The organism is Nonomuraea sp. NPDC050540 (assembly GCF_044457485.1).
GTDB lineage: Bacteria > Actinomycetota > Actinomycetes > Streptosporangiales > Streptosporangiaceae > Nonomuraea.
The window spans coordinates 1-4,435 of the sequence record NZ_JBITHA010000043.1; the positions used below are offsets into that span (position 1 = coordinate 1).

2 protein-coding genes are annotated in these 4,435 nt (G+C 68.8%); one reads left to right on the top strand and one right to left on the bottom strand.

Annotated features, from left to right (window positions below):
* Positions 1-214 precede the first annotated feature (214 nt).
* Positions 215-889 carry a recombinase family protein gene (locus ACIBI5_RS54000; RefSeq protein WP_397259580.1) on the top strand — a complete coding sequence of 225 codons (675 nt, stop codon included), beginning with the start codon at positions 215-217 and terminating at the stop codon, positions 887-889.
* Between the two features lie 26 nt (positions 890-915).
* Here ACIBI5_RS54000 and ACIBI5_RS54005 read toward each other — a convergent pair whose 3' ends face one another.
* Complete coding sequence (locus tag ACIBI5_RS54005; protein ID WP_397259582.1) at positions 916-4,092, bottom strand: tetratricopeptide repeat protein; 3,177 nt, start codon at positions 4,090-4,092, stop codon at positions 916-918.
* Between the last annotated feature and the right edge of the window lie 343 nt (positions 4,093-4,435).

Sequence of the window (4,435 nt, forward strand, 5' to 3'; positions counted from 1 at the left end):
GACCGTCCACGGCGCATCCTGGGCTATCGGTCACCATCTGAGGTCTATTCTGGCCTTCTGACCAGCGGTGATGCGCTGACCCTTTGAGACCGTCATCGTTTTTTGTAGATCTTGAAACCGGTCGATCAGAGCCTCGAAAAGCCTTCAAAAACTCCTTCAACAACCCCAGCGTTTCAACAACCTCCGAACGCCCTTTGTTGAGAGAATCTCGGGCGTGACCGACGCCCCGCACCCACCCGCCGACCCGCTGGCCGCCTTCCCCGCCCACCGCAGCGAGATCCGCATCGGCTACGCCCGCGTCTCCACCCGCGGCCAGAGCCTCGACCGCCAACTCGACGCCCTCACCGCGGCCGGCTGCCGCAAGGTCTTCGCCGACAAGAAATCCGGCAAGAACGCCGAGCGACCCGAACTGGAGGCCTGCCACACCTTCCTGACCGAAGGCGACACCCTCGTCGTGCCCTCCCTGGACCGCTACGGCCGCTCCCTGCACGACCTCATCACCATGGTCGGCGAGCTGCGCCGCCGGGAGATCGGCTTCACCTCCCTGCACGAGAACCTCGACACCACCACCCCCGGTGGCCGGCTCGTCTTCCACGTCTTCGCCGCCCTGGCCGAGTTCATCCGCGAACTCATCGTCGCCGGTACCCGCGAAGGCCTGGCCGCAGCCAAAGCGCGCGGCCGCGTCGGCGGCCGCCCCACCGTCATCACCCCCGAACTGCTGCGCGCGGCCCGGGACATGCTGCCCAACCCGGACAACTCGATCACCTCGATCGCCAAACTGCTCGGCGTCTCAGCGGGCACGCTGTACAACCACATCCCCGACCTACGCGACCTACGCGCAAGCAGCCCCGCCCACCAACTCGCCTCCAACGAAGGTCCAGCACGATAGAAAGATCGAACCTCATGCCCATGGCGTCACTCGAGTGCCGACAGATTGCGCTGCACCACCTTCGTCAACCTGTGGTCGGGACCGAGCACCCGCTCGCGGTCGGCGAGGGTCTCCTTATACAGGGGAATGGCCCGCCCCAAATCCCCCGCCGCCCGGTAGACGTAGGCGAGATTATTGCGAGAGGCCAGGGTGGAAGGGTGGTCGGCGCCGAGCACCCGCTCGCGGTCGGCGAGGGTCTCCTTATACAGGGGAATGGCCCGCCCCAAATCCCCCGCCGCCCGGTAGGCGTAGGCGAGATTGTTGCGAGAGGTCAAGGTGTCGGGGTGGTCGGCGCCGAGCACCCGCTCGTAGTTGGCGAGAGTGGTCTCGAACAGGGGGAGGGCCCGCCCCAAATCCCCCGACGCCTGATAGGCGCTGGCCAGGTTGTTGCGAGAGGTCAAGGTGTCGGGGTGGTCGGCGCCGAGCACCCGCTCGTAGTTGGCGAGAGTGGTCTCGAACAGGGGGAGGGCCCGCCCCAAATCCCCCGACGCCTGATAGGCGCTGGCCAGGTTGTTGCGAGAGGTCAAGGTGTCGGGGTGGTCGACGCCGAGCACCCGCTCGTAGTTGGCGAGAGTGGTCTCGAACAGGGGGAGGGCCCGCCCCAGATCCCCCGCCGACTCATGGCCGACGGCCAGGTTGTTGCGGGAGTTCAAGGTGTCGGGGTGGTCGACGCCGAGCACCCGCTCGTAGTCGGCGAGCGTCGCCTCCAACAGCGGGATGGCCCGCCCCCAATCCCCCGACGCCTGATAGGCGCTGGCCAGGTTGTTGCGGGAGGCCAGGGTGGAAGGGTGGTCGACGCCGAGCACCCGCACGCAGTCGGCGAGCGTCGCCTCCAACAGCGGGATGGCCCGCCCCCAATCCCCCGACGCCTGATAGGCGTAGGCGAGATTGTTGCGGGAGGCCAGGGTGGAAGGGTGGTCGACGCCGAGCACCCGCTCGTAATCGGCGAGCGTCGCCTCCAACAGCGGGATGGCCCGCCCCCAATCCCCCGACGCCCGGTAGGCGTAGGCGAGATTGTTGCGAGAGGTCAAGGTGTCGGGGTGGTCGACGCCGAGCACCCGCACGCAGTCGGCGAGCGTCGCCTCCAACAGCGGGATGGCCCGCCCCCGATCCCCCGACGCCTGATAGGCGCTGGCGAGATTGTTGCGAGAGGTCAAGGTGTCGGGGTGGTCGACGCCGAGCACCCGCTCACGATCGGCAAGAGTGGCCTCCAACAGCGGGATGGCCCGCCCCCGATCCCCCGACGCCCGGTAGGCGTAGGCGAGATTGTTGCGAGAGGTCAAGGTGTCGGGGTGGTCGACGCCGAGCACCCGCTCGTAATCGGCGAGCGTCGCCTCCAACAGCGGGATGGCCCGCCCCCAATCCCCCGACGCCCGGTAGGCGTAGGCGAGATTGTTGCGAGAGGCCAGGGTGGAAGGGTGGTCGACGCCGAGCACCCGTCCGAACGACGTGTGTGCCCGTCCGAAGCAGGCGACGGCTCGGCTGATGGCGCCCTGATCTTCGAGGAAGGCGCCGGTCTGGTTGAGTAGCCGCGCAGTGGTGGCAGTGTCAGGGCCAGCGGGTGCGTGGTTAGTCAGGGCGGTGATGTGCGGCAGCAGTGCCCGCCAGGCAGGCCAGCCTGCAGGGTCGCGCGGCTCTTCAGGCAGGGCGATGTTGAGCAGGAGGGAAGACACCTCACAGGCGGTGCCGATGTCATCGGCCTGGCGGTGGGGGTCAGCCGAGTCGGGGGTGCGTGCGACGGCTTGCACGAGGCGATGAACAGTGATGTTGTCCTGGTCAAGAGCGATCATGGAGTAAGCGGCCAGTTCGCTGAGGGCATGCAGCACCTCCGCCTCCCCCTTCCCATCTTCTAGGCCGTCTAGCAGGGTGCGGGGGATCGGCTCAGCGCCGTACCAGGCCAGGACACGCAGCAGCGACCCGACCATGGGCGTGTCGGCCAGCCGGTCGAGGGTGAGCCGCCATATGCGGGCGATGGTCCGTTCGCCGTCGGCGCCGCGGGCCACCCGGTCGTACATCACTGCCGGCTGCGCTCTGAGCAGCTCGAGGTAGGCGACCGGGGACAGCCGGCTCTGGTGCAGGTATGCGCCCGCCTGCTCGATCGCCAGCGGCAGATAGCCCAGCTCGCGCACCAACTCGTCCGCCCCCTCCCAGCCCTCGGGCACGACTGCGGCGTCGAGCCCGGCATGGGGGAGCTCTTGGGTGGCGATCCGGGTCAGCAGGTCGATCGCCTCCCGCTCGCCCAGCACATCCAGGCGCAGCAGCCGGGCATCCAGCCGATGCCACCCCTCACCCAACCGGCTGGTCACCAGCACCTGCCCGGCCAGCGGCCGCTCCAGCAGCGGCCGCACATCGGCGGGGTCGACGACGTTGTCGAGCACCAGCAGCCACCCCTGGTGAGCGGCCAGCCACGCCCTGGCCCGCTCGGCCAGCGCCTCCAACGGCGACGCCGAGGTGAGCTCCGGCTGCAACGCCACCGCCAAAGCGGCCAGCCCAGCCTCCACCGCGCCAGGCCCATCGGCGGTGATCCACCACACCGGATTTCGCCCTCCAGCTCCGTCCCCTGCCTGGGCCAGCGCGTAGTGCGCGGCCAGGGTGGACTTGCCCACCCCACCCAGACCGTGCACCGCGGCCACCACCACCCCACCACCGCCCCGCAGTACCGCTTCCAGCCGGGTCAGCTCGTCGCCGCGCCCCACGAAGGTGCGGGTGTGCCGGGGCAAATTCACCAGCCCCGGCGGCGCGACCACCTCGGCAACCGGCCGCACCGCCGTGTCCGGCATCACGTACTGATGCACCGTCTGATCACCCGCGACCTGGGTGATGACGGTCTGCTCGGAGGCTCGCGCCTGCTGCTGCACGTTGCGTGCCCCGTCGCCGCTCGACGCGATGCCCGTGTTGCCGCCCTCCACCACGATCGACGCCGGACCGGCAGCATCCTCACCCGCGATGCGCTGCCGCCTCTGCCCAGCGCCTTGGCCTTGGGCAGGACCGGCAGCCAGCGCCTGCCCCGCCACGGCCAAGCCGACCACGATGACGAACAAGCCGACCATGCCAGCCGGGTTACCGGCCTCCTCCCAGCCGACCCGGGCCAGATAGATGGCCACACCGAGGGCCGCCACCACCGCCGTCACACTTCCCGCCCAGAGGCGTACACGCCTGCGCATACCGGCCATCATGGGACCTCAGCCAAGATCACATGACGTGCCTGTGTCACAACAGATCGAAAGCGCCATTCGTCCCCGGACAGAACCACATCCCGGAGGCCTACGCCCTGTCCCGTTAACGACCTTCACCATGCAGGTAGCCCCATCTCCTGCATGGCGGCCGGGGCGATAGCGATGGTCAGCCGGTGTGAGCGTAAACGCTCACCTTGTTCCGAGATCGGCAGCACTGTCTCGAAAGGGCGGTCGGGGCTGGAGGATCTGCTCGTAGAGGGGGATGGCCCGATCCAGGTCCCCCACCGTCTGGTAGGCGCCGGCGAGGTTGCTGCGGCAGTTGAGGGTGTCG

What these genes read in the sequence shown, in the direction of transcription:
- ACIBI5_RS54005 (WP_397259582.1), bottom strand. Translation starts at nt 4,092, where the DNA reads ATGCGCAGGCGTGTACGCCTCTGGGCGGGAAGTGTGACGGCGGTGGTG.